Below are 23,497 nucleotides of genomic sequence, written 5' to 3'. Positions count from 1 at the left end.
TGATGTCAATAATTTGTAGATCTCGTTTGAGACCTACAAATTTCAAGAGATTTGAGTTGTATGTATTTTTAGCCTGCATACATACTTTCATACTGTTTCACAATTGACTCTAGTGAAAAAGAGTCAATAATTCTTTGTCTGGCGGCTTCTTCCATAAGAAGCCGATCCTCTGGAGTCCTTAATATTAAGGTACTCCAAGCATTGGCAAGAGATTCAGGATCTTTAGTCGGTACTACTATCCCAGTATCTCCAACTAGAAAAGCTGAGTCTCCGACATCTGTGACGACACAGGTAACTTGACAAGACATAGCTTCACCAACCACCAATGGAAAGGCCTCTCCATATGCAGAGGCAGAGGTCAATATATCTAATGCTGAGAAAATATTAGGCATGTCAATTCTTTTCCCAAGCAAATGAACATGCTTTTGAAGTCTTGAGGTTTCTACTAATTGAGTTAAGGTCGTGTTTGATTCATCTACTCCATCTCCCACAAGAACAAAGTGAATGTCAGGAAATTTTGGGACAAGAAGAGCTGCAGCAGCAAGAAAATTATGATGATCCTTCATGGGATGATATCGAGCAACTATACCGATGACAATCTCTTCATCTGATAAGTTAAGCTCAGCTCTAAAAGCCTTCTTTCTCTCAATGGAAGGGGTGAATAGCGAAGTATCGAAACCGTTGGGTATGACACAACTTTTTTGAGAGGTATATCCTAGCTTTTCATGCTGCTCTTTACTAGTCTTAGAAACATAAGCTATTTTTCTAGTTGAATAGGAAAATATAGTTCCAATTCTAATTAAGAGCCGAGTGAGTAGTTTCTCAGCAGAGAGTTCATTAATCGAGTGATGAATACTCCATATGACTGGAGGTGAATGGGAGCAAAATAAATAAGCAAAACAGCTAGCAATATTGCCATGATACATCCACCCTTGGATTATATCTGGCTGATGTTTTTTGATAATCGATACTAATTCAGAAAGGTGATCTATATTTGGAAGTTTTTGTTGCATTCCTAACGCATACATAGGAATTTCCAGCTCTTGGAATTGATCTCCAAAATCGGAGGAATTCATTAAAGAGATAACAACTGGGCTAAAAAGTGAGCGATCTATTTTCAATAAAATATTATAGAGTATTACTTGTGCTCCATTTCTGTCGAAGTTTGTGATGATAAATAATATAGATTTTCTGTTCATCACCTATCTGGCCTCATTTTTTATAGTTAAATATTTATCAGATATAATTAATTTGCTTGATAGTACAATCAAAAAAAAAGCATGAAATAAAGAACCAAAAAATGTGTTTGTAGCAATATTTTTTGGATCTGCATATATTGTATAGTCTGACCATATCAATGCAGAATAAACATATATATATTGCATCCAATGAATTTCGTGTGAATGATTATAAGTTACTTGCTGGATAAATCTTCCAAGCCATCCATAAGATAAACTAAAAAGCATTAGCCCTGGCCAAGACATGCTGTATAAGCATGAAGAGATAAATCCAGAAGGGATTTCATATTTATCAGTATTAACTAAGAAATAAGTATTGTAGTAAGAGACTGTTGGGGGGTGCTTCATAAATTCGATCAGGAAGAAATGATGCAAAGCCATAGAGCCAATCACTAAATAACCTAAGTTCATAGGTAGAATTTATGGCTGCAAATATTGAAAAAAATGGAGCACTGAATTCATCTAAGACATTAGATTGATCACCTTCTGACTGCATGTTAGCGTTAATATTATTCTGGAAATTATCAGTAACAGCATCAATACCATCTGAAAGATAGATTAGACTCCCAAATATTTCTTTTCCATAGGAAGAAATAATGGTGAGTAGTGTAATGAAAAATATTAATATCCCCCCAAGAGTGTTTGCCTTTTTTTAATGGAATAGACTAAATAAAAAAGTAAGTACATATCTTAATATATTTGCACGAGTTGCTATCAACAAGAAAGAAAGCAATGAAACAATAATTGAAATTAAAAAAGTAATTAGTAATGGCAATTTTTTTTCTTTTACTTTTAGAGTTAAACAGGAGTGAAGACAATAAAAAAGATCCCATAAAAGATAGCAAAAAGAATCTTTTAACTAAGGAAAATTGAGGCGCTTCAATAACAGTAGAACGTAGTAAGGATGCATTAGAAATTGCATTAACTAGACCACCATTTTGAGTACTATAAATTAAGATCGAGAGGCAAGAAAATAATATTATAATTAATGCATAAGTGATTACAATATGGCCGCCATTTTTTTTCTTTGAAGTGAATTTTGTTAGCAGATTGAATGGCAGAATCCAAATGGAATCCTATTGTGACAAAAAAAATAGGTTAAAAAAAATTAGCAATGGAACTTGAAAACTATTGAGATCAATAGTAGTTCCTTTCAGAATGGATGTGTTTAGATTATTGTTTTCTGAAAAGAATAGGAATAAACCTGGCAAGGGAAATGCTAAACAAAAAAAGAATATTAAAAAAAGCTTAAGAAATCAAGTAAAGTCTGTTTATCCCTAGTGAATTCAAATATAGCTATAAAAATGACTAGCCCAAGATAAGCTAATAAAATCATAGAATTGATAGTTTTACTAGTTAGTTAATACCAATGACTGATAAATATTGAGTGATAGCACTTTGCACTGAAAAGTAATTAGCTCTCTCAATAAGACGTTCACGGTCAATGGGGGTTTCCAAAATTTTCTGCATGGCGTTAGCGAGTGCATTCGCATCGCCAACAGGAACTAATGGGCCATATTTTCCATCCTCTAAGATTTCTTTTGGTCCATGGGGACAATCGGTAGAAATAACTGGAGTGCCACATGCCATCGCTTCAATGAGAACGTTACCCAATCCTTCCCATCGAGAAGATAAGATAAACGCTGCTGCTTGACTCATATAGGTATATGGATTTTGTACAAAACCCGCCATGTGCACATCCTGTGCAATATCGAGCGTGTAAATAAGTTCTTCAATTTGCGGTCTCAGTTCCCCTTCTCCTAAAATTATGAGCCGGGAGGAAATTTTTTTTCGGACCATTGCAAATGCATTGATGGCAGTATAAAAATCTTTTTGTTCAGTTAATCTTCCGACAGTTAAAAATACGGGGGGTGAGCCAGGTGCCAACCATTGATGTTTTAAGGATTGCTTTGCCTTCAGACCTAAAGCATTATCCACAACTGGGTTATATATTGTTGTAATGCTTCCTGCCTTTAAGCTTAATGATTTTTCTAAGTCTCTTGACGCTGCTTGAGAAACACCAATAATTTTTTCGGCTTTGGGGTACAGCAGCTTCATGAAGAATGGAAATAACTTAGCCCGGAATAATTTTGATTGAGTGGCTGATAGAGTATTATGCTCCACTAATATTAGAGAAGTATCTACCCTTGCACATGTTTTGGCTATGATAGCCGCAAGATTGGCCCGACTCATATGAGAGATGAGTACAGATGGCTTAAACTCTTGTAAATACTTAACTAAGGGGATCACAGCATTTAAAGCCCTTGTTTGTTCTAGATCGATAACGTTAACTTCAGGATTTATCTGATTTAGATATTCACCTTCTATATTGATTAGTATTAAATCAACCGAGATACCTCTTTCAATAAAGCCATTAGTTAGGGCAAGAACTACTTTTTCAGCACCTCCGCCATGAAGAGTTGGTAGAAAAAAAAGCAGTGTGTTTCATGATCCTTTAGTAAGAATTATATGGGTTATATTGATTGAATATTTATTTTGTATACTATATTGAGAAATAAATGCTATTTGATTTTAGTTAGATACTATTTGAGTCTGAATATATATTTCTAGCATCTTAATATAATTCCAAAAGAATTTATTCATTTTTAATTTTTAACTTATTGGTTTCTTGATTCATATATCCGTTGATTCTAAATAACAGAAAAAAAGAAAGAAAATATATAAACGATACTAGTAGAAAGTGCTATTCCTTTGATACCAAATATTCTAACAAAGATATAGTTCAGTATTATATTTATGATGAGATCAAGTCCAGAAACCCATAGAAGGAGATGGTTTTGCTTGATTGAGCTGGCTAGACGAATTAAAAAATAAATTCCCTATATAAAATGGAATCTGCAAGGAGTATAAAGATTGTATTTGGCTAACTATTTTAGTGTCTTTTTCTATAAATGAACCTCTCTGAAAAAGAAGTTGAACAATTGGTTCTGAGAAGGTGATTGTCAGTATAGTCAAAGAGGTACCAATGAGTATAATTAAGCCTAGATTTTGTTTGAATACTTGCCTGATTTTAATCCAATCTCCATTGGCATACATTTTTGAGCAGTACGGTATGATTGAAGCTGTTAAACCACTGGTAAATAAACCCATAGGAGCAGCAATTACTTTATTCCCATAGTTCAAAGAAGCTACACTCCCAGGTGATAACATTGCCGCCATAGCTTGATCGATGGGAATAGCACTACAGAGCAAAACAGCTCCAGACAAGACAAGGAGATATTGCTTGAAAATATGAGTTAGATTGTCATCCCATCCCTGCCATTTAGGGATGAGTGAAATTCCTTTTTGATTGAGTATGAATCCTATTGCTAATACTTCTAGGATCATTCCCACACATAATCCGACCGCTAAAGTATATACACCCCATGAATGGACCTGAAGAAGGAGAATAATGGTCACAATAGGTGTAAATATTGGTGCAACACCAGCTACAGTAAAATTTTCCTCTGCATTCAATACTGCCCTCCAATTACAAATGATTCCGTCAAGAAGAATGATGGGTGAAATGGTGCAAAGTATTCTAAAAGTTAAAGTTATTTTCTGCTCATCGAAGCCTGCAGCAAGAAATGGCAAATATAGATGAGCAAAACCTAACATCAACAATGATATTAAGCTTAATATCATTAAAACGCAGACCATCAAATTTGAGAAAAGCTTATTTGCTGCAGATATACCTTTGGTTTCTCTAAGCTGGATATAGGTAGGAATAAGTGCAGAGTTGAAAGAAGATGCTACAACATTGCTGAGGAGAGACGGAACGACCAATGCGATTAAAAAGGCATCTAACTCATCTCTTGTTCCAAAGCGCCAAGCCACAACAAGCTCTTTTAAAAAAAGAAGCTATTTTGACAGCGACTGTTAGCATCACTACAGTCAGTGTTGCACTGAAGATTTGGTTGTTTATGGAGTTACTTCTTATTCTTTTGCAGGAAGAAAATAGTTTCTGTAGTTTACCTTGCTCCATCTACCTTCCCTAAATATTTCTGAGGTTAATCAGAGATTAAATATATTTGTCTTTCAAAATTTTGAATGTCATTTACTTGCTCTTAACTAGCAAATTCATTATTAGTGAATTAAACCCAGTATTTTCTTCCCAAGTATCTTCATTTGCCAGTCTGATCGAATACTCTGGCTGATGCGATAGTTTCTTCGATGGATCTGGGAGATTCAAAAATACTTCATATATTCCTGATGGTAAAGTACTGGGGGTATTGATAGTGATATTGATAGTAGTTTTTTGCCCAGGCAACCAATATTGAGGATTTTCTTTTGTAAGTAGAGTATAGTTCCGTTCAGATGATTTGTGGCGCAGAACGATTTCTAGCTTTCGAGGGTTATAGGCAATGGCCCAACCCTCATTTATGATTGAAAATTTTAAAGCTAACGGTTCACCAGATACAATTTTGTTAGACATTTCTGCATTTAGTAACCTAAACCGATAACCGAGGCGATGCTTGATGTTGTCCATACAGCCTTGAGTTACCCAGTCTGCTAATATGCTTTTCCCATCAGAAGGGAAACTATTTAATGTACTCCAGCGCATGTAAGCTAGCTCTTTTTGTGCGTTTGGACAGTTATCATACTGGCTGGGATTGCAGACTTCACCACCCTGTACAACATATCGGTTGTCCAAGTGTAAGAAGGCTTTCTGTTTGTTGATAATATTCAGATCGGTGTGGCTATACGTACCCCAATCATCGATTCCAGCTAGAAAACAATCATTATGTGCTCCTATTCTGGCTCTATCGCTTCTATTGAAGGCTTCGCTACGGTCAAGCGGTTTTTTCTGGTTAAAAATATCACCTTTGTAATAGGAATATCTTAGGGCCACCATTCGTTCAGCGGGAAGAACTGACAATAATTTTTTTTAATATTTTTCTTCTGGCTTTAGGGTTGGCTCGTAATCCGTTCGTTGATCGATTCCATTCGCCCCAGTACCCAATAAATCCTGCTTCTAGATAGGCAATAGCATCATAATTATCTTTCAGTAATGGCTCTAACTGGTCTAAATGAGAGACTATTCTATCTACTGAGGTGTCTTCCCCACCTCCTAGCCAATTGTAAGCAAACCTGATAATTAACTTTATCCCGGACTTCCGGGCTGTTGAAAGATCCGCTGATACCTTATTTAGGAATGACCTAGATAGGGGTTTAGTTCTAAACTCTGAGATGAGATAGATTCTTCGAGCTAATGTTATGTTTTGGGTTCTTAACTTTTGAAGCTCACTTAATTTAAGGGAAGGGCGAGGTCGAGTTCCCCAAGGATTATATGGAAAAAAAAACCCCTTTCTGGATTGGGAAAGTCTTCGTTGCTTTTTTCGTATTGTCGAGATTGTGTGCCGCTTATTTCAGCAGCAATCGCTCTATTGGTACTAGCATTAACGTATGCTGATAAAAACATAAAACTCCATAGTACTGAGCTAGCTTTTTGTATCTTTTTTTGCATCAGTTCTTTGCCCATTTTTTAAAAGTCTACTTGAGTCAGAAGAGTGGTAAACAAAGAAGAAATGAAAGTTTTACACGTTTGTGCTTTGGGTGCTACTGCCGAAACGCTGTTGTTACCTCAAATTGATTACTTGCGATCGCAACACCTTACGGTTGATATTGCCTGCTCCCCCGATGGTGCCGTTGATCGTCTACAGGCCCAGGGATATACAGTTCATCCTATTCAAATAGATCGTAAGATTTCGCCCGTCTTAAACTTTAAATCAATACAGCATCTGATTCAGTTGATGCGATCGCAGGCTTACGATCTTGTCCATGTGCATACCCCGATTGCTGCTGTATTGGGACGAATTGCGGCAAAGCTAGCAGGGGTCCCCACGATTGTGTACACCTCCCACGGCCTTCCGTTCCATCAACTGACTCCCCCCCTTCAATCTCAGATGTATTTTGCGATTGAATATGGATGTGCCAAAATCACCGATCTCATTTTGTCTCAAAATCATGAAGACTTGGAGACTGCAGCCCAGAAAAGATTATGTCCGGAATCGAAACTAGGCTACCTCGGTAATGGGGTTGATATTGAACGATTTAATCGAAGTGTATTAAATCCAGATCATCAATCTCGCTTGCGAGATGAGTTGGGGATTCCGGCCTCTGCCAAACTGATTGTGGGTACGGTTGGGCGACTAACCCGAACCAAAGGCAGTGGATATTTAATCGAAGCAGCAGCACAGTTAGTTGAAGAATTTCCTCACCTGCACATTTTGATTGTAGGAGGAGAACTCAAATCCGATCCAGAACCTTATTACGACCAGCTAACTGAAAAAATTGAGCAGCTTAACCTAACATCCCATGTCACATTTACTGGGGATCGAACGGATATTCCGCAGATGCTAGGGCTCATGGATATTTTTGTCCTGGCTACATTTGCCCATGAAGGGTTACCGCGCTCTATTTTGGAAGCGATGGCCATGAGTGTACCCGTTGTTACTACGGATATTCGGGGGTGCCGAGAGGCAGTGCTTCCAGGTCAAACAGGATTGATCGTACCGTCACAGACCACTACCCCTTTGGCTAAAGCGCTACGGACAGTATTGGCGGATCAAGATTTAAGAACAGCCTATGGATTAGCGGGGCGTCAAAGAGTGGAAACCGAGTATGACGAGAATGTTGTGTTCAGACGCTTATTCTCTTTCTATCAGAATTTAGGTGTTGCTTCACCCACATAATAGAAACCATTCATTGAGAATATAGTTCGAACTCAAAATCACTTTATACCTGAGCAATCTCGTTCACAGTGCCTGCGTGGGGCTTTACTGGAGTATCTGCTCGTTGTGCCCGAAACATACCAAATCGGCACAGCCCAGCTCCAAATGCCAACCGCATCAATAAAATCGTGGGGACTTCCCGCAAAGATTTTAGTAGGCCAGAAAAACCGAACTTAACTAAGCCAGCTGGTCGAGCCACTCCCTGCCAAATGGAGTCTAACCAAGAAGGCAGCGTCTCTTTCGTCCAGTCGGAAGTGATCACATTGCCGTCGACTAGTCCCGTTGCTGCTAGTTCCTCAGAGAAGCCTTCTATGCTGGCAAAAGCAGGATGGGACCACTGATCCAGCAATTGACGCATGACCGGACGCTCCCAGATATTCAGCGGTTTTTGCCGATCGTCTCGCTGGTTCCAATCCGCTAGCACCAAGATGCCACCTGGCTTGAGCACTCTCATAAGCTCTTTAGCAAACACCGCTTTGTCCGGCATGTGAGGCCCCGCTTCCACAGACCAAACCACGTCGAAGCTGGCATCTGGATAGGATAAGGCCATGGCATCATCCACTTTGAACTGAGCATCTACCCCTTCTGGCGTTAGCTCTCCAGCCCGTTCGACCTGTTTAGGACTAATGGTTACACCAGTAACGGAAAAGCCATAGTCTTTGGCTAAAACCCGACTGCTGCCGCCAAAACCACAGCCCACATCCAATAGAGTTGTCCCGACGGGAGACTTATCCAGACCGCCCCAGGCCACCATTTCATGGACAAAGTCATATTTGGCTTGCAAAAAATCCTTGCGATGGGGAGGGGAGCCGTAATGGCCTAAATGAATATGTTCGCCCCAATAAAACTCTAAAATCCCATCTTCGGTCCATTGATCGTAGGAAGTGGCAACGGAGTCGGCAGAGTTATAGCTGCGGGCGGTAAAAATGTAAACTGCAATACCGACTACCAGCAGGGCAAAAAAAGCAAGCAGGACAAAGAGAAGGTTCATTTAATTGGGACTGGGTGAAACGCTAAATTTGCTCTTAAATATAACAAGATCTTGTAGTGACGAGGTTTGAAGGATTTGCCAGCATCGCTAGTTGAGTTTGGGCTCAAAGGGCTGTGCAGATCGCCAAAATAGAACGTGTTTCGCATTAACTCCATCTGTTCATTTCAGAAAAATTTATATTTTTTTTAGTTTTCATGAATTGTTACAGTTTGCAAAGGTATAATTAGGGCTGTAAACCACCACTTGGCAGGTCGGTGGTTCAGAAAAGACGCTGTAATCCTAGGGACATAACAATTCATGCGAGTTGCGATCGCAGGTGGAGGTCTGGCTGGTCTCTCCTGTGCCAAATATTTAGTTGACCAAGGGCATACTCCCATCGTTTTAGAACGAGCTTCTGTCTTGGGGGGGGGGCTTAGTGGCCGCCTGGAAAGATGAAGACGGAGACTGGGTGGAAACAGGACTGCACGCTTTCTTTGGGGCTTACCCCAACATGCTCCAGTTACTTAAGGAGCTGGATATTGAAGATCGACTGCAGTGGAAAAAACATGCCTTGATTTTCAATCAGCCCGAAAAGCCGGGGGTGTTGTCACGATTTGATGTGCCGGACCTACCTTCCCCCATCAACGTGGTTATTTCTATTCTCCGCAATAACGACATGTTGAGTTGGGAGCAGAAGATACGGTTTGCGATCGGATTGCTGCCTGCGATTGTTCGGGGCCAGAAATACGTTGAAGATATGGATCGGTACTCCTTGTTGGAGTGGCTGCAAAAGCAGGGGATTGATGACCGAGTCAATTCCGATATTTTTATTGCTGCATCTAAAGCTTTAACCTTTATCAATCCGGATGAAGTCTCAGCTACTATTCCCCTAACGGCTCTTAACCGATTTTTACAAGAGCGCTATGGGTCTAAAATTGCCTTTTTGGACGGTGCTCCACCAGAGCGGCTCTGTCAGCCCATCGTTGACTATGTGACGGAACGGGGTGGCGAAGTCCTCGTGAATGCCCCCCTGAAAAAAATTGTGCTCAACGAAGATGGCAGTGTTAACCATTTCTTGATGAAAGGGTCTGCCGATACAGAAGAGTACTCCATCACTGCAGATGCCTACGTCTCAGCCATGTCAGTGGATGCTATGAAGCTGATGATGCCTGACGACTGGAAGGACACCCCCTATTTCCAACAGCTCCAGGAACTAGAAGGGGTACCTGTAATCAGTATTCAGCTATGGTTTGACCGTAAGCTTAGCGATGTTGACCATTTACTGTTCTCGCGATCGCCGTTGCTCAGTGTCTATGCGGATATGAGTAACGCTTGCCGGGAATATTCCGATCCAGACAAGTCAATGCTGGAGCTAGTTCTGGCCCCGGCAGAGGACTGGATCAGTCGGTCAGATGAAGATATTATTGAAGCTACCTTAGGGGAATTGGCCAAACTTTTCCCTGATGAGATTCCAGATCAGGCTAAGGTGCTTAAAGCTCGAGTGGTGAAGACGCCTCGCTCGGTTTATAAGGCGACTCCAGGCCGGCAACAGTTCCGTCCGGTGCAAACAACGCCTATCTCCAACTTCTTTCTGTCTGGAAGTTACACCATGCAACGATATCTAGGCAGTATGGAGGGGGCGGTGCTTTCTGGTAAGCTGACAGCACAAGCTATCAACAGCTCCAAAGCTCTTTCATCCTCAAATAACGCTTCTGTAACGTCCAAGCCAGTTTCCCAGTCAATTCCGAATGCTGCAACTGCCTGAAACTCCAAGACCCACAAAAAAACTGGCGTCTCTTGAAGACTCCTACGAGCAATGTCGGCAAATTACCGCCGATTTTGCCAAGACTTTTTATCTTGGCACCCAGCTGATGTCGCCTGAAAAACGTCAAGGCGTTTGGGCCATTTATGTCTGGTGTCGGCTAACGGATGAATTGGTAGATGGTCCCCAAGCGGCGTTTACTACCTCTGAGACGCTGGATAAGTGGGAAGAACAGCTTGAATCTGTGTTTGCAGGCCATCCTGTGGACGACCCGGATGTGGCCCTCGTGGATACCGTAGAACGCTATGGACTAGATATCCAGCCGTTCCGAGATATGATTGCCGGACAGCGGATGGATTTAGTGCGCGATCGTTACGAGACTTTTGAAGATCTGCGTCTCTACTGTTACCGGGTTGCCGGGACGGTTGGCCTAATGTCGGCAGAGATTATGGGGGTGGAATGCTTTTGCGATCGCTTGCAGGCGCCCTGGAGTCCCCCCAGAATTCTCAACAATCCAGTCAATACCATTAACAAGGCCGTCGATTTAGGTATTGCTAATCAGCTCACCAATATCCTGCGAGACGTGGGAGAAGATGCCCGCCGAGGTCGTATCTACCTTCCCCTAGAAGATTTAGCTTCCTTTGACTACACCGAAGCAGATTTGTTCAATGGCGTCGTCGATGATCGTTGGCGAGCTTTTATGAAGTTCCAAATCCGTCGAGCTCGTCAGTATTTTGCCCAGGCTGAGTCGGGAATTAGCACCCTACAAAAGGATGCTCGCTGGCCTGTCTGGTCAGCTTTGGTACTCTATCGCCAAATTCTGGATGTAATTGAGCAGAATCAATACGATGTGTTTACCCGTCGGGCCTATGTTCCAAGTCGGCGCAAGTTGATGTCTTTGCCTTTGGCTTGGCTCAAATCCCTGTAAAGTCTGAAGTTCAGTCTTAGCCCAGGGAATCTGAACTATAGGTTAAAATATTAAGAAATGTTGTCAGTGCCGTATCTCCAATGAAGAGCGGCTGTTGCTACGGTTTGCCCTGTTATGAAATGTGTCATCCACCGACGAGCTGAGTTTTCTGCCAGCCATCGGTATTGGTTACCTGAGCTATCTGAACCAGAAAATCAGGAGAAATTTGGGCTATGTACTCGAGCGCCTGGCCATGGCCACAACTATGAACTATTCGTTTCCATGTGGGGCGAGTTAGATCAATATGGAATGGTCTTAAATCTCTCAGATGTCAAACAAGTGATTAAGCGAGAGGTCACTGACCCCCTCAATTTTTCCTATTTGAATGAGGTATGGCCCGAGTTTAAGGAAACGCTGCCCACGACTGAGCATCTGGCACGGGTGATCTGGCAACGGTTAGAACCCCACTTGCCGATCGTAAACATTCAACTTTTTGAACATCCCAAACTTTGGGCCGACTACGAAGGAGCTGGCATGGAAGCCTATTTAACTGTTGGAAGCCATTTTAGTGCTGCGCATCGATTGGCACTCCCCGAATTGAGTTTTGAAGAAAACTGTGAAATCTATGGCAAATGCGCTCGGCCCAATGGTCATGGCCATAACTATCATCTGGAAATAACTGTCAAAGGTGAGGTGGATGAACGGACGGGCATGATTGTGGATTTAGTGGCCCTCCAAAATCTGGTGGATGATGTGGTGTTAGAACCCCTTGACCATACATTCTTGAATAAGGACATTCCTCACTTTGCTGACGTGGTGCCCACGGCTGAAAATATTGCTGTTTATATTGCCCAGCTGCTGCGAGAGCCAATTCTCAATATTGGGGCGGAACTCCATCGGATTAAGCTAATTGAAAGTCCCAATAACTCCTGCGAAGTGTTGTGCTCTGACTTATTCGATACGGCTCCAGTGCTCTCTGGTCGAGTCAGTGAACCTGCATTAGTGGGCTAGTTTTTGGGAAAATTAAATCTCAGGAGGTTTCCTGAGCAAACAGGGTATTACCTGGGCGCGTTACGATAGCTTCTGCTGGACTTCACTAGCCAGATACGCATCAGATTCAATGCGACCGTAATCAAGCTTGATGATCCGATCGGCCAGATGGAAGAAATGGTCGTCATGGCTGATCACGATTATAGTTTTGCCTCGCTGCTTGAGTTCAGCTAACAGTTGCGTGTAAAAGATCTCCCGGAAAATAGGGTCTTGGTCTGCCGCCCATTCATCAAATAGGTATATGGATCGATTTTCTAGATAGGCAGACAACAGGGCTAATCGTTTTCGCTGACCTTGAGAGAGTCCTGTGGTGGATAGCTGTCCATCTTGTATGGAGACTTTTTGCTCTAGCTCCAGCTTGTGTAAATAGGCCCGAGCTTGTTCATCTAGGGTAGCGAACTCCTCGCTGATTAATCGCTCAAACAGATAATAGTCGGAAAAGACTGTCGAAAAAAGCTGCCGATACCACTCAAGATTGGTGTCTACAATTGGCTCAGCATCCAAATGGATCTCTCCTGACTCAGGGACGTATAAACCTGTAATCAGCTTTGCCAAAGTAGATTTGCCACTACCATTGCCCCCGACAATAAAGACTAACTCTCCTGAATTGATCGTCAGATCAATCGGTCCAACCCTAAACTGGTGATCTGCTGCTGGATCTTGATAGGTATGGACAACCCCTGCTAATTTCAACTGGTTCCAATCCTTGGGAGTGGGTTTTGTAACTACCGTTTCCACCTCAGCATTTTTAGCCAGCTTCAATCCCATTTGGTTGACTTTTTGAATTGAGACATTGGCACTAGCTAGATTTGGCAAGCGCTGGATAATATTTCCCAAAGGCCCCATTAGATAAGACAGGGTGAGGATATAGGCGGGTAAAACGGCCTGAGTGGAAGGTAAGACCTCCGGGACACCAAACAGAAGTACCCCAAGTAGCAGAAAGAATAGAAACTGGCCGCCACCACTAGATAATGCCACAAACTTAAAGGCATTTTTTTGGTATTGACGCGATTTAGCCGCACTGACAGATAGATCTTCGGTAAAAAAAGTTTGTCTTCGGACAGAATGCAGCTTCAGTTCTTTTAGGCCATCGGTGATGCTACGAAAATGGGTAAACAGTTGATCATCTTCTTGGCGGGCCAGATTCAAATAGCGATAGGCGAAGTTGAGCAACAGCTGGACCAAGGGAATCGCAACGGCCATAAAGGCTACCACAATTAGAAAAACCCAAATCGATAACCAACCCAGATAGATCAAGCATCCGCCTACGACCGCAACGTCAATACACAAGAATGGAATAACAAAAACGGTATTAGAAATGGCCTGTACGTCTTGGGTTAAGACCGCAAACAGTCGGCTGGGGCCTAACTGTTCTAACTGCCGTAGGGAAGAGGTGAGAATTCGCTGACTCAGACGCAAGCGCAATTGATAGACAGAATTTTGGGCCAGATCAACCAGTAGAAACTGAGATAGGCTCCCGGTCACAAAGGCCAAAATAGACAATCCGGCAAAGGAGATTAGCAGTGACTGGGTAGAGTTTTGGCTAATGGCAGAATTAACCAAAGCAATCAGTCGTGCACTACAAATCCCGCTGATGATTCCAGTCAGAATTGCTAAGGTCGCACTGACCCAAGACGCTTTGATAAGAAGCCAGATAATTTGCATGGATGCCCCTTGTGAAGTGCGATAGATATTGAGGCTGCAACATAAAATTCAGCAACACACCTATAAAGGTTAATGCTGAAGCCGAGCACGATATTTGAGAAGGACTAAATGCTAGTGAGATTCAATAACTGCGATGTCAAGAGTGCTTCCCTGCCAGATTTGAGCGAATAGCCGATACACTGTGGTTAATCCTAACAAGTTATTTTCGAGCATGGCTACAGACGCTATTGTGGTGATGGTGACTACCTCTTTCGAGGATGAAGCGGTTGCGATCGCAAATCATCTCGTGCGTGATCACCTAGCTGCCTGTGTCAGTCTATTTCCCGTCTCATCTATCTATACCTGGGATAAACAGGTGCATCATGATCAAGAATGGCAGTTGATGATCAAGACTCACCAGGATAAATTTACGGCTTTAGAAACTAAAGTGCGTGAATTGCACACCTATGATGTGCCGGAAGTCATTGCTTTGCCTGTTACGGCAGGTTCGATGTCCTATCTCAACTGGATTTCAACCCAGGTCCATTTATAACTGCTAGGAGCGTTTCTGATGCAGAATACCCGTCTCAATACCTTAGTTTCTGGTTTAGGTCAGCAACTGAAACAGGAGCTGCGCAACCCTTGGCGGCGAATTTCAGTGCTGGTGATTGCCCTGCTGTTTGGAATTTATATCGGCGTATCCTTTGCTGCGATCGCAGGTCAGTTAGCATACCTCGATATCACCGTTGCAGCCCTAGTCTTGTTATTTACAGAAGTAGTGAGCTGGATCTTTCATCAAAACCGTGGCAACGCTCGCAAAGCCCTCTGGGGAGAGGCATTGAATACCTTTAAGTTGGGACTCACCTATGGCTTATTTGTGATTGCCTTTATGTTGGGAAGCTAGACCAGCCCTACCTACCTTTAAGGACTAGGTGGTGTCAGCATGTGGCACAGTGATGGGCCGAATAACTTAGGGTTATAGCCCAGGGAATAAGCGAGGGAACTATCTAAAGAAACATCTGCAGGTCGAGGCGTAGAAAGTGATACATCTTGCTGGGAACAGCCTGCCAATAGAGATTCAGAGTATCCTAAGCAATTTGCTAGCTGTTGCCCCATTTCATATCTGGAGAGACGTTCCTGTCCACCTAAATGAATATATCCTTCACCTTTGACCAAGGCCAACAGAATGCCACGAGCTGCATCTAATCCGCTGACAGGGGTCCGAAACTCATCCTCGAACAATTGCAAAGCTTGGCCAGTCTCTAGATTTTGTATCATCGGTTGAATAAAGCTGGAAGCATGGGGTGCAACACCAAACATGAGCGGCATACGAGCAATGATGGTTGAAGGATAGCGCTCCAACATTCCCTGCTCTGCTAATACCTTTTGCTCTCCGTAAGTATTAAGGGGGCAAACAGCATCAGATTCCTTATAGGGTGGATGTTGCCCATCAAAAACCAGATCGGTTGAGACAAATAGTAGTGGAATCCGATATTCCGCACACAAATCAGCTAGATGCCAAGAGACTTCCACATTGATGACATAGGTAGCTTCAGGCTCAGCTTGACAAACATGAGGACGCCCTTGGGCTGCAGCGTGAATAATCGCATATGGTTGAACCGTCTGCAGGACCTGTTTGAGGTCGGCAAAATTGCGTAAATCGACAGTCACCATGGAGCATCCTGGCACTTGAACGGTATGGGAATAAGCTGTGCCAAAAACCTGCCAGCTGGCTTGAGCAACTTGACAGAGAGACCACCCCAGAAAGCCACTGGCACCGGTAATCAGAATCTTTGGGGGGGATTCAGAGCTGTTGGGACTTAGCATTTCAGGACCAATCGATAGGGAGGGGGCTGACCGCGTAATTTATCTAGCGCTTCATTGACTTGGGCAAAGGGAAATACCTCAGTCTGGGGCATAAGGGTATGCCGAGCCGCAAAACCCAGCATTTTAACAGCAATCTCATGGCCAGGCACAAAGGGATACTGAGTCATCCCCCACTCATTTTGGATCATGCTGAGGTCACTGTGGCAGATGCCGCAATATGTAACTTGGATATCCACCTGTTGGCTTCCCAACGGACCAGGTTCATACTCGTAGGGTTGAAGGATTCCCCCTTGCTCAAAGGCCCCATAGGCGTTGACCATTCATTCATCCTCATAAAGCAGATGGGGTGATAACAATCTCAGAACCCTTACCACGCCTGATGTATGGACTGTTTCAAGCATTGGAGACATGCAAACGCTACTCTGCAAGATTTATGACTGATCACACTCATTCCAGTTTCCGTTCGTTAGGGTTGAAAAGGGGACTTGAATACTCGTGATAAAAAGGCTGAGAGCGAAATGATAAACCGCACTTCTCCAACCCTGCTGAAAGTTCTGTTGAGTTGTTTAACAATGCTGCCCTTCGTATTCCCCACTGTTGCCCAGGCTGAGCAAGATATAGTCATTATTGGCGAGACGGCGGAGCAAAAACAGCAATTTCAATCCTATTGGCAGCAGTTACTCAATCTCAACCAAGCGGCGGAGCGTGCTAGGCCGAAATCACCAGTTCAGTCCAATTATGCTGCCCGTACCAATCGAGAAGTCAAGCTGAACAAGATCCTTCGCAATCTTAAGGTCGAAGATATTGGCTTAGACTACATCATTCAGCTCAACGGCTCCTCTCACTTATCTGGAATTCTCACGAATGAAAATGATAGACCAGTGACTGTTTTAGCCGTGAACTATGAAATTCTGGATAGAAGGGGGAATTTGTTGCAAACGGGCAGTGCTCAACCCCAACCCAGTATCATCGCGCCAGGACAATCCGTTACCTTTGCCGATACTCTATGGACCATTGCGCCTGATGAAGCCTATGAAGTCCGACTGCTCGATCCAGCCTTTCAGGTTAGTCCTGATTTTGAGTAACTATGATGGCCCAATCTGCTGCTGACAAGCAACGATTGGGCTGTTCAATCTCTTGAGAAGATATACGAAAGGCTAGAAAATACAAACGTTTTCTAGCCCTTAGCATTGATTACAAGTTTAAAAAATGAAACTCTAGCCTAGCTTGATGCCTGTAACAGACTTCAGCAGGTTGGTCAGTTCGCCAACAACTTTGTCCTTATTGGGCTCGCCTTCACCTAGGCTAGTCTTGACGTTCTCAATACCATCTTGAATGGATTGAGCAGAGTCAGGCTTGATGCTGTCTTTGAGTGCAGGCCAAGCATCTTGTACTTTGGCAAATTCTGTTTTTGCAGTGTCAAAATCTCCAGATTTTGCAGCGTCTAAGGTTGAGGTAACGCCGTCCTTCATAGTGGAAACGTTATCTTTGAGGGCAACGAGGTCTGCACCTTTGTTAACGGTATCTGAAACGGTATCTTTGGCTTTTTCTGCAGTTTCAGTTGCGGTATCTGTTACCTTCTCAGTGGTTTCAGCAGCAGTCTCTTTGGCTTTGTCGGCAGTATCCTTAACGGCATCGCCTGCTTCACTACAAGCAGTGAGGGAAAGAGCGCTTAAAAGTCCTATGATTAAGGCGGATTTGAGTCGGAACATAATATTGTTTCTCTAAGTATTTATACTTTCCAGCTAATATTATCGAGAACATAGGAAATTTGCACAAGCCCATTTGGGACAGTTAATCAGATTGGTACCCAAAAAAATGGCTAATTCTGAGCTATCTAAGCTATACCCTGCTTCAAACAGAGCCTATCGCTGTTTAACTTTACCCACACCGCTTAATTTTTTATATTTTTTTTATATTTGATGTGGCTATTTTTGTCTAAGAATTTTCAAAGTTTCCCTCAACCGCGTCATGGCCAAGTTTTATTCTGAGCTAACTCCAACGTTGCAAGCATTTATTCAAAAGCAACAAATATTTTTCGCGGCATCGGCTCCGTCTCAGGGCCGTGTCAATTTATCTCCTAAGGGCATGAATACGTTCAGATGTCTGGGAGCAACTGAAGTTGCTTATCTAGATTTGACGGGTAGTGGCAATGAGACGAGTGCCCATGTGGCTGAGAATGGGCGGTTAACCATTATGTTTTGCAGCTTTGCAGGGGATCCATTAATTCTGCGTTTGTACGGGCAAGGAGAGGTGATTCGTCCGTGGGATCGCACCTGGTCTGACCGGATAAAACCGTTCGATCTCCTACCCGGAACCCGGCAGATTGTCGTGCTGCATATCGAATCTGTCCAAACTTCCTGTGGGTTTGGTGTTCCTCTTTACGAATACCAAGGCGATCGAGACCAGTTGATCAATTGGGCGACTCAAAAAGGAAAGGCTGGCCTGCAAGAATATCAAGCCCAGAAAAATCAGGTCAGCATTGATGGCTATCCGACGGGGTTGATGGCAGAGGACTGAAGGGATGGCTGACTCTCCCAAAATTGTGGTGTTGGATGATGATCCAACTGGATCGCAAACCGTCCATAGTTGCTTGTTATTGCTGCAGTGGGATGTAGAAACTCTCTGCCAGGGGTTATTAGACGCGTCGCCACTTTTGTTTATCTTGACCAATACCCGTGCTCGATCGGCTGAAGAAGCAGCCCAAGTCACTCGGGAAGTGTGCCGCAATTTAAAGATGGCAATGGCGCAAATCCAATCTGCGACAGATAGCAAAGACTGTCTCACACGCTATTTAATCGTTAGCCGTTCAGACTCAACCTTACGGGGTCATTACCCTTTAGAGACGGATGTGATTACGGAAGAACTTGGCCCCTTTGATGCTCAGTTCCTGGTTCCGGCCTTCCTAGAAGGGGGCAGAATCACCCAAAACGGTATTCACTATATCCAAACTCACGATCAGCTTGTTCCGGTTCACGAAACTGAATTTGCCCAAGATCCCGTTTTTGGCTATTGCCATAGTTTTCTTGCAGACTATATCGCCGAGAAAACAGAGGGGCGAGTTTCTGCCTCCCAAGTCTCCTATTTTTCAACGAATGAACCTGAAGCAACCAGCTTAGAGCGATTAATGGGATTGCAAGACAACCAATATGCAGTTGTAGATGCAGCCGTTCAAGCCGATCTCGATCGTTTTGCTCAACGAACCCTATTGGCTTCTGCTCAGGGAAAACGGTTTTTATTTCGCAGTGCAGCCAGCCTACTGACCGCATTTGGAAATCTACCTCCCCAACCCATTCCAGCAGAAACAATGGGGCAAACGGTTCAAAGTGCTTATCCAGGGGTTTTTATCGTCGGCTCCTACGTCCAGAAAACGACGACTCAACTCACGGCCTTATTAGCCTTGCCTCAAGTCGAGGGAATCGAAATTAATCTCACTCCCCTCCAAAATAGCGAAGTGGATAGCAACCTGATCAAAGCCCAGGTTTTGGAGAAAGTTGATGCCATACTGCACCGACACAATACACCCGTGATTTATACGAGTCGCCAACCTCTAGACTTTTCAGATTTGCTAGAGCGACTCCGGTTTAGTGTCCGGGTTACTAGTTTGTTAGCAGATATTGTGCAACAACTGCCCACTCATCTAGGGTACTTAGTGAGCAAAGGAGGAATGACCTCGAATGTTATTTTGGCTCGCGGTCTAAACTTGTCTTCTGTCAGACTATTGGGCCAAGTTTTGCCTGGGTGTTGTGTCGTGCAAACTGCACCGGATCATGATTTCCCTCAAATGCTGGTGGTTTTATTTCCGGGGAATGTTGGCCAATCGGAAGATCTTGTCAAGGTTTACCATCGGTTGTCTCGACAGTCAGCTCCTGTAGATCAAATAGGTGAGGGATAATTGCAGTATTGAAAAACGTAAAAAAAAAGTAGCTGATTTTCGATCAATCATGAGATAATTATCGTTTGTGTCCAATTAGAAATTTTGATGCGGTAAAAACACATGGCAAAAGGTGTTCGGATCATCGTCACATTGGAATGTACCGAATGTCGGTCCAACTCCAATAAGCGATCACCAGGGGTATCCCGGTACACAACCACAAAAAATAGACGAAATACCACGTCTCGTCTGGAACTGAAGAAATTCTGTACCCATTGCAATAAGCATACGAACCACAAAGAAATCAAGTAGTTGTCCACCTATTAAACGTTCATCAAGACCTTATGCCTTACTATCGTCGCCGTGTTTCTCCGATCAAGCCAGGTGATCCGATTGATTACAAGGATGTTGATCTACTCCGTCGCTTTATCACAGAACGCGGCAAGATTTTGCCTCGACGGATTACTGGCCTCACTGCTCGCCAACAGCGAGATTTGACCCGTGCCATCAAGCAGGCTCGAGTCGTTGCATTGCTTCCTTTCATCAACCGCGAAGGTTAGATGGTAGGTACAGGCTTCTTGAACTACCCCTGCTATGGGCTAGTTCATACTTGTCATAACTACTGAGATTGGATGAGCCAATTGGGTGGAGAAAGGAACATTAATTGAATTTAAAAGGCGGGGCGATTGTGCCGAAGGGCAGCGTCCCTTTCAATTGGGCGTAGTTGCTCGACCCGAAGGTAAGAAGAATTGGGTTGTTGTCGATCAATCTGGACAATCCCATACGCTTCATCCTCGACAATTTACCTTTGTGGTTGCGGGGAAAACCTTTATGCCTTCTGAAATTACTGAATTTCAGACAGAGGCCGAGTCTTATATTGACCCAAGCAGCTTAGAGGTGGCTTGGGAGATTTTGCTTGAAGATTCCCAGTCAGCCTCACCAGCTGATTTGGCCCAGCTATTGTTTTCAGATCAAAGTCCACCGCTCTGTTATGCGGCCCATTGCTTGCTGACCGATGACCGAATCTACTTTAAGCAAAAAGGGGACCGCTTTGAACCTCGCTCAGCTAGCCAAGTCGCAGAACTTCAGCATCAGCTTGAGCAGCAAGCCAAGCGTCAGCAAGAACAACAAGCTTTTTATCAAAAACTAGAGCAGGCGATCGCGGGTAATACCTTAGAGTGGGAAGGATACGAGCGCACCTATCTCCAAGCTTTAGAAAAATTTGCGGCTTTAGGAGATGAAGCCACCACTCGTGCGACTGCCACTGAAATCTTGTCAACGTTGAAGCGAGCGACCTCGCCAGATGCGGCTTTTCAGTTGTTAGTGGATGTGAAGATCTGGGATCCCCACCAAAACTTACATCTATATCGCAGCAAAACCCCACTCCAGTTTTCGTCGTCTGTTGTCGCTGCCGTTGATCAATTACTGAAAATGCCGCCACCAGACTTACATGCTGAACGTCACGACTTGACCAGTTTGAAAGTCTATACCATTGATGATGAAAGCACGTCTGAGATAGATGATGGCCTTAGTTTAGAAGTTTTGCCAGACGGTAAGCAGCGGGTCTGGGTCCATATTGCCGATCCCAGCCGTTGGATCACATTGGGAGATGACTTGGACCGGGAGGCCCAACGCCGAGGCACAACGGTTTACCTGCCCACGGGCATGATTCCCATGTTCCCGACGGAGCTTTCTACGGGACCCATGAGTTTAGTTCAGGGGCAGATCTGCTGTGCCCTGAGCTTTGGCGTCATCCTTTCGGCGGAAGGGGCGATTGAGTCCTATGAGATTCGCTGTAGCCAGGTCCAGCCCACCTATCGTCTTACCTATGCCGATGTGGATGAGATGTTGGAACTTGGGGTAGAGGCAGAGTCTGAACTGTTGGCTTTGGCCCAATGGGCAAAACAACGCCAAGTCTGGCGAAAATCCCAAGGAGCTATCAGCATCCAGATGCCAGAATCCTCTATCAAAGTAGAGGGAGAAAAGGTTGATATCCAGGTCTTATACGATTCTTCTGCCCGCAACCTGGTGGCTGAAATGATGATTCTGACGGGGGAGGTTGCAGCCCGGTATGGTCAAGATAATGACTTGCCGCTGCCCTTCCGTCACCAACCTCAGCCCGAACTGCCCCCCGAAGAAGAACTTTTACAGCTCGCACCAGGGTTTGTCCGCTATTGCGCTATCCGTAGCTGCATGCCTCGCAGTGAAGTCAGTATTAGTCCCGCTCGCCATGCCAGCTTGGGGCTGGATTGTTATTGCCAAGTCACGTCCCCCATCCGTCGCTATGCGGATTTAGTAGCTCATTTCCAAATTAAGGCTCACCTCAGAGAGGAGGATTTGCCCTTCAGCAAAACTGACTTAACAACGCTGATTCCAAGCGTGACCACGGCGGCCCAAGAGGCAACTCTTCTAGAACGGCAAACCAATCGCTACTGGAGTTTGGAGTATTTACGGCAGCATGGCCAGACGATCTGGCCAGCAATGGTATTGCGGTGGTTGCGTGAGCATGAGAACCTGGCCCTGATTCTGCTAGAAGATTTAGGACTGGAATTAGTGATGCGCTTGGATCACCCTGTTGTTTTGGGGGACCGTCTGGATGTCAAAGTGGCGTCTGTAAATCCCCGCTTGGATCGGATTCAGCTGCAGGAATGTTTCACTGCCTCACCTGATGCTGCTCAGGAAGGGTAGTTCATGTCCGGCATCCGGTTGCGCTGCTCTGCGCGCATAGATTGGCTTCTAGCTTTAGCTTCTGCAGCACTATCTTTCAATGCCTGCAGGCGGGTTTCATATCGCTTACGGTTACGACGGCTAGGAGATTGATCAATCAAGATTTTTAAGGCACTGCCTAAGCTTTTATAGGCATTGGGGAGGGTGTAGCCAAAGCGAGTCGCGAGGGCGATCGCTTTTTGATCCGCAGCTGTTAGATCATCAACACTTTTTTGGGAGTTATTGCGCTGATACAGTCGCCATCCCGATACGCCACATAGGCCCAAGGCCAACATCAGCAGTAATCCATCTTGAACCCATAGCTCACCGACCGCACCGCCTAAACCAATAGCTAGGGCTGCCATTTCCCAGCCATCCCGGGGAATGGTGTCGTTCTGAACCCGAGCCACTTGATGCCAAAACAGGAGGTTGCGCTGGTCCTTGGCATATTGCTCCCACTTCAGCAGGTCAATTTGGATTTCCACCTCATCTTGACCTAGTTCTTCACAGGTAATTAGGGAGGCGTTGGTGGCGGTTGTCGCTTCTACGGTAACCCAGCTTTGCAGCTCAGGTGGCAGGAGCGTTCGCAGACGCCGAAGTTCACTCATTTCAGCCCGAGCAGAGGATGTTCCGTAGACCATGAATTCAAATGTGGAATGATAAACAACAATCGTAAAGATCCATATATTAGGAGTATAGCTGGCTTATTTCGGTTCAGCCGCTCTACTCTGTTCCCAGAATCATACCGAATGTTCTGGTCTATTGGGTTACAAGATTTGCAAACG

The 23,497-nt window shown here is 44.1% G+C and carries 23 protein-coding genes and 2 pseudogenes; 12 read left to right on the top strand and 13 right to left on the bottom strand.

Annotated features, from left to right (window positions below; genetic code table 11):
* Positions 1–68: 68 nt before the first annotated feature.
* The 7 genes from HRE53_RS20345 to HRE53_RS20315 all read right to left on the bottom strand — a co-directional run bounded on the left by HRE53_RS20345 (position 69) and on the right by HRE53_RS20315 (position 6,583).
* Positions 69–1,199, bottom strand: coding sequence for a glycosyltransferase (locus tag HRE53_RS20345; RefSeq protein WP_235107725.1), 1,131 nt, complete (start codon positions 1,197–1,199; stop codon positions 69–71).
* A 3-nt stretch (positions 1,200–1,202) separates the two neighbouring features.
* Positions 1,203–1,649, bottom strand: a complete 447-nt coding sequence (locus tag HRE53_RS20340; protein WP_235107724.1) for a hypothetical protein — start codon at positions 1,647–1,649, stop codon at positions 1,203–1,205.
* A gap of 945 nt (positions 1,650–2,594) precedes the next feature.
* A complete protein-coding gene (locus HRE53_RS20335; protein WP_235111181.1) occupies positions 2,595–3,677 on the bottom strand; it encodes a glycosyltransferase in 1,083 nt (360 codons plus the stop codon).
* A gap of 212 nt (positions 3,678–3,889) precedes the next feature.
* Positions 3,890–3,997 carry a hypothetical protein gene (locus tag HRE53_RS20330; protein ID WP_235111179.1) on the bottom strand — a complete coding sequence of 36 codons (108 nt, stop codon included), beginning with the start codon at positions 3,995–3,997 and terminating at the stop codon, positions 3,890–3,892.
* A gap of 7 nt (positions 3,998–4,004) precedes the next feature.
* Positions 4,005–5,075: a murein biosynthesis integral membrane protein MurJ gene (murJ, locus tag HRE53_RS20325; RefSeq protein WP_235107723.1), complete on the bottom strand. Its 1,071-nt coding sequence runs from the start codon at positions 5,073–5,075 to the stop codon at positions 4,005–4,007.
* Positions 5,076–5,295: 220 nt separating this feature from the next.
* Entirely contained in the window at positions 5,296–6,093 is a 798-nt protein-coding gene (locus HRE53_RS20320) for a DUF4832 domain-containing protein (protein WP_235107722.1), read from the bottom strand.
* A 4-nt stretch (positions 6,094–6,097) separates the two neighbouring features.
* Positions 6,098–6,583, bottom strand: coding sequence for a DUF4874 domain-containing protein (locus tag HRE53_RS20315; RefSeq protein WP_235111178.1), 486 nt, complete (start codon positions 6,581–6,583; stop codon positions 6,098–6,100).
* Between the two features lie 183 nt (positions 6,584–6,766).
* On the opposite strand from HRE53_RS20315, the gene HRE53_RS20310 reads away from it, so the two are divergent.
* Positions 6,767–7,933 (top strand): glycosyltransferase family 4 protein, encoded by a 1,167-nt coding sequence (locus HRE53_RS20310; RefSeq protein WP_235107721.1) that lies wholly within the window; start codon positions 6,767–6,769, stop codon positions 7,931–7,933.
* 43 nt (positions 7,934–7,976) lie between these two features.
* On the opposite strand, the gene HRE53_RS20305 is transcribed toward HRE53_RS20310, so the two are convergent.
* Complete coding sequence (locus tag HRE53_RS20305) at positions 7,977–8,963, bottom strand: methyltransferase domain-containing protein (RefSeq protein WP_235107720.1); 987 nt, start codon at positions 8,961–8,963, stop codon at positions 7,977–7,979.
* Positions 8,964–9,260: 297 nt separating this feature from the next.
* Between HRE53_RS20305 and pds the strand changes: the two are divergent.
* From pds to HRE53_RS20290, 3 genes and pseudogenes are all read left to right on the top strand, one after another.
* Positions 9,261–10,707: pseudogene (gene pds, locus HRE53_RS20300) on the top strand (15-cis-phytoene desaturase).
* Complete coding sequence (locus HRE53_RS20295) at positions 10,691–11,632, top strand: phytoene synthase (protein ID WP_212665043.1); 942 nt, start codon at positions 10,691–10,693, stop codon at positions 11,630–11,632. Before pds ends, HRE53_RS20295 begins: the two are co-directional and overlap by 17 nt.
* 114 nt (positions 11,633–11,746) lie before the next feature.
* Positions 11,747–12,622: a 6-carboxytetrahydropterin synthase gene (locus HRE53_RS20290; RefSeq protein WP_235107719.1), complete on the top strand. Its 876-nt coding sequence runs from the start codon at positions 11,747–11,749 to the stop codon at positions 12,620–12,622.
* A 60-nt stretch (positions 12,623–12,682) separates the two neighbouring features.
* Here the strand turns inward: HRE53_RS20290 and HRE53_RS20285 are convergent, their stop codons facing one another.
* Positions 12,683–14,326: a cyclic peptide export ABC transporter gene (locus tag HRE53_RS20285; RefSeq protein ID WP_235107718.1), complete on the bottom strand. Its 1,644-nt coding sequence runs from the start codon at positions 14,324–14,326 to the stop codon at positions 12,683–12,685.
* 211 nt (positions 14,327–14,537) lie between these two features.
* Here HRE53_RS20285 and cutA point away from each other — a divergent pair, with 211 nt between their 5' ends.
* The gene (gene cutA / locus HRE53_RS20280; RefSeq protein ID WP_235107717.1) at positions 14,538–14,858 is read left to right on the top strand and encodes a divalent-cation tolerance protein CutA; all 321 of its coding nucleotides are present in this window, start codon (positions 14,538–14,540) and stop codon (positions 14,856–14,858) included.
* A gap of 18 nt (positions 14,859–14,876) precedes the next feature.
* Positions 14,877–15,209 carry a DUF565 domain-containing protein gene (locus tag HRE53_RS20275; RefSeq protein WP_212665039.1) on the top strand — a complete coding sequence of 111 codons (333 nt, stop codon included), beginning with the start codon at positions 14,877–14,879 and terminating at the stop codon, positions 15,207–15,209.
* A gap of 17 nt (positions 15,210–15,226) precedes the next feature.
* Here the strand turns inward: HRE53_RS20275 and HRE53_RS20270 are convergent, their stop codons facing one another.
* Both HRE53_RS20270 and HRE53_RS34930 read right to left on the bottom strand, forming a co-directional pair.
* The gene (locus HRE53_RS20270) at positions 15,227–16,132 is read right to left on the bottom strand and encodes an NAD(P)-dependent oxidoreductase (RefSeq protein ID WP_235107716.1); all 906 of its coding nucleotides are present in this window, start codon (positions 16,130–16,132) and stop codon (positions 15,227–15,229) included.
* Positions 16,133–16,263: 131 nt separating this feature from the next.
* Positions 16,264–16,452 (bottom strand): annotated as a pseudogene (locus tag HRE53_RS34930) (alcohol dehydrogenase catalytic domain-containing protein); the annotation flags it as partial.
* Positions 16,453–16,704: 252 nt separating this feature from the next.
* Between HRE53_RS34930 and HRE53_RS20260 the strand changes: the two are divergent.
* Positions 16,705–17,217: an FxLYD domain-containing protein gene (locus HRE53_RS20260; RefSeq protein ID WP_235107715.1), complete on the top strand. Its 513-nt coding sequence runs from the start codon at positions 16,705–16,707 to the stop codon at positions 17,215–17,217.
* A 132-nt stretch (positions 17,218–17,349) separates the two neighbouring features.
* Here the strand turns inward: HRE53_RS20260 and HRE53_RS20255 are convergent, their stop codons facing one another.
* Positions 17,350–17,844: a hypothetical protein gene (locus HRE53_RS20255; RefSeq protein WP_212665036.1), complete on the bottom strand. Its 495-nt coding sequence runs from the start codon at positions 17,842–17,844 to the stop codon at positions 17,350–17,352.
* 259 nt (positions 17,845–18,103) lie between these two features.
* Here HRE53_RS20255 and HRE53_RS20250 point away from each other — a divergent pair, with 259 nt between their 5' ends.
* The 5 genes from HRE53_RS20250 (at position 18,104) to HRE53_RS20230 (ending at position 22,694) form a co-directional block, all read left to right on the top strand.
* Entirely contained in the window at positions 18,104–18,652 is a 549-nt protein-coding gene (locus HRE53_RS20250; protein WP_235107714.1) for a pyridoxamine 5'-phosphate oxidase family protein, read from the top strand.
* A 4-nt stretch (positions 18,653–18,656) separates the two neighbouring features.
* Positions 18,657–20,027 (top strand): four-carbon acid sugar kinase family protein, encoded by a 1,371-nt coding sequence (locus HRE53_RS20245; protein ID WP_235107713.1) that lies wholly within the window; start codon positions 18,657–18,659, stop codon positions 20,025–20,027.
* A gap of 102 nt (positions 20,028–20,129) precedes the next feature.
* Positions 20,130–20,318 carry a 50S ribosomal protein L33 gene (gene rpmG, locus HRE53_RS20240; protein ID WP_010480755.1) on the top strand — a complete coding sequence of 63 codons (189 nt, stop codon included), beginning with the start codon at positions 20,130–20,132 and terminating at the stop codon, positions 20,316–20,318.
* Between the two features lie 32 nt (positions 20,319–20,350).
* The gene (gene rpsR / locus HRE53_RS20235; protein WP_212665033.1) at positions 20,351–20,566 is read left to right on the top strand and encodes a 30S ribosomal protein S18; all 216 of its coding nucleotides are present in this window, start codon (positions 20,351–20,353) and stop codon (positions 20,564–20,566) included.
* A gap of 85 nt (positions 20,567–20,651) precedes the next feature.
* Positions 20,652–22,694: a ribonuclease R family protein gene (locus HRE53_RS20230; protein ID WP_235107712.1), complete on the top strand. Its 2,043-nt coding sequence runs from the start codon at positions 20,652–20,654 to the stop codon at positions 22,692–22,694.
* On the opposite strand, the gene HRE53_RS20225 is transcribed toward HRE53_RS20230, so the two are convergent.
* Entirely contained in the window at positions 22,682–23,353 is a 672-nt protein-coding gene (locus HRE53_RS20225; protein WP_212665031.1) for a DUF3318 domain-containing protein, read from the bottom strand. The genes HRE53_RS20230 and HRE53_RS20225 overlap by 13 nt on opposite strands.
* Positions 23,354–23,497: the final 144 nt, after the last annotated feature.

The sequence above is a fragment of the Acaryochloris sp. 'Moss Beach' genome (genome assembly GCF_021497025.1).
Classification (GTDB): Bacteria; Cyanobacteriota; Cyanobacteriia; order Thermosynechococcales; family Thermosynechococcaceae; genus Acaryochloris; species Acaryochloris marina_A.
Note: the sequence above shows the minus strand (reverse complement) of the source record. Positions and strands in the feature narration are given on the sequence as shown.